General features: G+C 68.3%; 3 protein-coding genes. All 3 read right to left on the bottom strand.

The window, feature by feature from the left end; translation table 11 throughout:
* Positions 1 to 136: 136 nt before the first annotated feature.
* The 3 genes from ACFVX9_RS08075 to uvrB all read right to left on the bottom strand — a co-directional run bounded on the left by ACFVX9_RS08075 (position 137) and on the right by uvrB (position 4331).
* On the bottom strand, positions 137 to 1117 hold the full coding sequence (locus tag ACFVX9_RS08075) for a TerC family protein (RefSeq protein ID WP_363368878.1): 981 nt from the start codon (positions 1115 to 1117) through the stop codon (positions 137 to 139).
* 266 nt (positions 1118 to 1383) lie between these two features.
* Entirely contained in the window at positions 1384 to 1962 is a 579-nt protein-coding gene (locus tag ACFVX9_RS08080; protein ID WP_063349497.1) for a TerD family protein, read from the bottom strand.
* A gap of 275 nt (positions 1963 to 2237) precedes the next feature.
* Entirely contained in the window at positions 2238 to 4331 is a 2094-nt protein-coding gene (gene uvrB / locus ACFVX9_RS08085; RefSeq protein WP_380375191.1) for an excinuclease ABC subunit UvrB, read from the bottom strand.
* Positions 4332 to 4450 lie beyond the last annotated feature (119 nt).

Consider the following 4450-nt stretch of genomic DNA (forward strand, 5'->3'; position numbering starts at 1 on the left):
GGATACGGAGCGCGCATGTGTGGGGGGGGGGGGGGGGGGGGGTGGGGGATTGGGGCCTGGGGGAAAGGGAAAGGGAAAAAGAGGAGCCCCCCGCGACCCCTTCCGGGTCGCGGGGGCCTCGGCCGTCCCGCGGGGGTCAGGCGTCCAGCTTCTGGGCCTCGCGCTCGGCCCGTTCCTGCTTCTTCGAGGCGATCAGGCTGGTCACCGTGGTGACGGCCAGCACGACCACGATGACGCCCAGCGAGAGCGGGATGCCGATCTCCGGCACGTTCGCGCCTGCCTCGTGCGCCGCGTGCAGCACCAGCTTCACACCGATGAAGCCGAGGATCACCGACAGGCCGTACGACAGGTGGACCAGCTTCTTCAGCAGGCCGCCGATCAGGAAGTACAGCTGACGCAGGCCCATCAGGGCGAAGGCGTTGGCGGTGAAGACGATGTACGGGTCCTGGGTCAGGCCGAAGATCGCCGGGATGGAGTCCAGCGCGAACAGCACGTCCGTGGTGCCGATCGCCAGCATCACGATCAGCATCGGGGTCATCAGCCGGCGGCCGTTCTCCCGGATGAACAACTTCGTGCCGTGGTACGTGTCGGTGGACGGGAATCGCCGCTCGATCGACTTGAGCAGGCGGTTCTCCTCGAACTCGTCCTCCTCCTCGCCGGCCCGGGCCTCCTTGATCAGCTTCCAGGCGGTCCAGATCAGGAAGGCGCCGAAGATGAAGAACACCCAGGAGAACTGGGTGACCAGCGCCGCGCCGCCGGCGATGAAGACCGCCCGCAGCACCAGCGCGATGATCACACCGAACATCAGCACGCGCTGCTGGTAGATCCTCGGCACCGCGAACTTGCCCATGATCAGGATGAAGACGAACAGGTTGTCGACACTGAGCGACTTCTCGGTGATGTAACCGGCGAAGAACTCACCGGCCGGCTGCGCGCCGGAGTGCCACCAGAGGAACCCGCCGAAGATCAGCGCCAGCACGATCCAGACCGCGGTCCAGATCCCGGCCTCCTTGATCGAGACCTCGTGCGGCTTGCGCCCTCCGATGAAGAAGTCCGCCACGATCAGTGCGATCAGCACACCGATCGTGGTGATCCACATGGTTACGGAAACGTCCACTACTGCTCCTCCGGCAGGTAGGCGAGACAGTCATCGTCACTGCCGGAGGTCTCTTCCGCCCGTCGGGCCCGCTCTCGGGGCGTCCGCACGGACCAGCGCCCCGGGGCGCCACTCGTGGGCGCCCGTGATGACGGGGACAACTGCGGGGGAATACTCCCCTCCGCTGCCATCGAGAGTAACAGGAAGCCCAAGTAAAGGTAAAGAAGGTAAAGAACCGTCAGGGATGGCGTCCGGAGCGCCCGTCCGGGATGCCGTCCGGGATGCCGTCAGAGGTACGGCTCGATCGCCGGCAGCAGGTCCTGGAAGGTCCGCCCCTTGGCCGGCGCGCCGATCGCCTGCATCTCCCAGCCGCCGGCCCCGTCACGGAACACCTTCGCCATGATCTGCCCGGTGTGCGGCCCTCCCCCGGCCAGCTCGTACCGGGCCAGCTCCTCGCCCGTGGTCTCGTCCACCAGCCGGCAGTGGGCGCCCTGCACCTCCGCGAAGGTCTGCCCGGTGTACGAGCTCACCGTGAACACCACCTGGGTGATGTGCGCCGGCACGTGCAGCAGGTCCACCAGGATCGCCTCGTCGTCCTCCGTGCCGGAGCCGCCCTCCAGGTTGTCCCCGGTGTGCCGGACGGAACCGTCCGTGCTCTCCAGGTGCTGGAAGAACACCACGTCGGACGGGGTCTTCTCGGCGTACAGGAGCGCCGACGCGTCCAGGTCGATCGTCCTGGTGCGACTGCCGAACAGGCCCCGCTTCGGCGCGGCCTGCCAGCCGAGCCCCATCCGGACCACGGTCAACGCGCCGCCCGGCCCCTTCTGGAGACTGACCCGCTGTCCCTTGGCAAGGTTCACCGACACGGCGTTGTCCTCTCTACCCGGCCACGCGGTCGCTCCCCGCGCGGCGCCACGGTGGAACACCCCGTGCCGTCCCCCGGCTGAGGCCCCCTGTTGCTGTCGCACCACCTCGTCCCGAGGTCGATGCCGCAGGCCAGCCTAGGGCCTGCGGCACCCCGCACCTCCCGGCGGTCGCCGCATTGTGGCAAGGCTGAGACACCGCCGGGCTTGACCGGTGTCACACCGGCCCGGCCCGGCGGCCGCCTCGACCCGCCTCAGACCCCCGTTCAGGCCCCCGCTCAGGCCACGCCGGCCTCCCGCATCTGGCGCAGCTCCCGCTTCAGCTCCTTCACCTCGTCACGCAGCCGGGCCGCGACCTCGAACTGGAGGTCGGCGGCGGCCGCGTGCATCCGGTCCGTCATCGACTGGATCAGCTCCGCCAGCTCGGCGGCCGGCAGGCTCTCGCCCTGCTTGCGCTCCATGCCCAGGGCCGGCACCGGGGCCTTGCCCTTCCCGGCGGCCCCGCGGTAGCCGGTGGAGAGCAGCTCGTCGGTGTCCACGTCCTCGCGGGCGAGGGTGTCCAGGATGTCGCCGATCTTCTTCCGCAGCGGCTGCGGGTCGATCCCGTGCTTCTTGTTGTACGCCTGCTGCACGACCCGGCGGCGGTTGGTCTCGTCGATCGCCTTCTCCATCGACGGGGTGATCCGGTCCGCGTACATGTGCACCTGGCCCGAGACGTTTCGGGCGGCCCGCCCGATCGTCTGGATCAGCGAGGTGCCGGAGCGCAGGAAGCCCTCCTTGTCCGCGTCCAGGATCGCCACCAGCGACACCTCGGGCAGGTCCAGGCCCTCGCGCAGCAGGTTGATGCCGACCAGCACGTCGTACCTGCCCGCGCGCAGCTCGCGCAGCAGCTCCACCCGGCGCAGGGTGTCCACGTCGCTGTGCAGGTACCGGACCCGGATGTCCAGGCCGAGCATGTAGTCGGTGAGGTCCTCGGCCATCTTCTTGGTCAGCGTGGTCACCAGGACGCGCTCGTCCCGCTCCACCCGCTTGCGGACCTCGTGCACCAGGTCGTCGATCTGGCCCTCGGTCGGCTTGACGATCACCTCCGGGTCGATCAGACCGGTCGGGCGGATGATCTGCTCGACCTGGCCGTCGCCGCGGGACAGCTCGTACGGGCCGGGCGTCGCCGACAGGTACACCGTCTGGTCGATCCGCCCTAGGAACTCCTCCCACTTCAGCGGGCGGTTGTCCATCGCGGAGGGCAGCCGGAAGCCGTGCTCCACCAGGGTGCGCTTGCGCGAGGCGTCACCCTCGTACATCGCACCGATCTGCGGGACGGTGACGTGCGACTCGTCGATGACCAGGAGGAAGTCCTCCGGGAAGTAGTCGAGCAGGGTGTTCGGCGGGGAGCCTGGCTCGCGGCCGTCGAAGTGCATCGAGTAGTTCTCGACGCCCGAGCAGGTGCCGATCTGGCGCAGCATCTCGATGTCGTAGGTGGTGCGCATGCGCAGCCGCTGGGCCTCCAGCAGCTTGCCCTGCTTCTCCTGCCGGGCGAGCGTCTCCTCCAGCTCCTTCTCGATGCCGGTGATCGCCCGCTCCATGCGCTCCGGGCCGGCCACGTAGTGCGAGGCGGGGAAGACGTACACCGACTCGTCCTGGCTGATGATCTCGCCGGTGAGCGGGTGCAGGGTGTACAGCGCCTCGATCTCGTCGCCGAACATCTCGATCCGGACGGCCAGCTCCTCGTAGACCGGGAAGATCTCGATGGTGTCGCCGCGGACCCGGAAGGTGCCACGGGTGAACGCCACGTCGTTGCGGGCGTACTGGATGTCCACGAAGCGGCGCAGCAGGACGTCCCGGTCGATCTCCTCGCCGACCTTGAGCGGGACCATCCGGTCCACGTACTCCTGCGGGGTGCCGAGGCCGTAGATGCAGGAGACGGAGGCGACCACGATCACGTCCCGCCTGGTCAGCAGCGAGTTGGTCGCCGAGTGCCGCAGCCGCTCGACCTCCTCGTTGATCGAGGAGTCCTTCTCGATGTAGGTGTCCGTCTGCGGGACGTACGCCTCGGGCTGGTAGTAGTCGTAGTACGAGACGAAGTACTCGACCGCGTTGTTCGGCAGCAGCTCGCGGAACTCGTTCGCCAGCTGGGCGGCCAGCGTCTTGTTCGGCGCCATCACCAGGGTGGGCCGCTGCAGCCGCTCGATCATCCAGGCCGTGGTGGCCGACTTCCCGGTACCGGTGGCACCGAGCAGGACGACGTCCTTCTCCCCGCCCTTGATCCGCCGCTCCAACTCGGCGATCGCCGCCGGCTGGTCCCCGTTCGGCTGGAAGGGACTGACGACCTCGAAGGGCGTCACTGACCGCTCAATACTCGTGATGGGTCGCACGAGTCCACCGTACGACCCACCACCGACACTGATAGTTCTAACCGGGTCCCTGGTGGTCGTGGCTCTGCCACTGACTGACGCCCTGCTGGGCTGTCCTCCGGTTGTTCTGTCCGGCTGCC

Origin of the sequence: Kitasatospora sp. NPDC058243 (genome assembly GCF_042882025.1) — a bacterium.
GTDB lineage: Bacteria > Actinomycetota > Actinomycetes > Streptomycetales > Streptomycetaceae > Kitasatospora.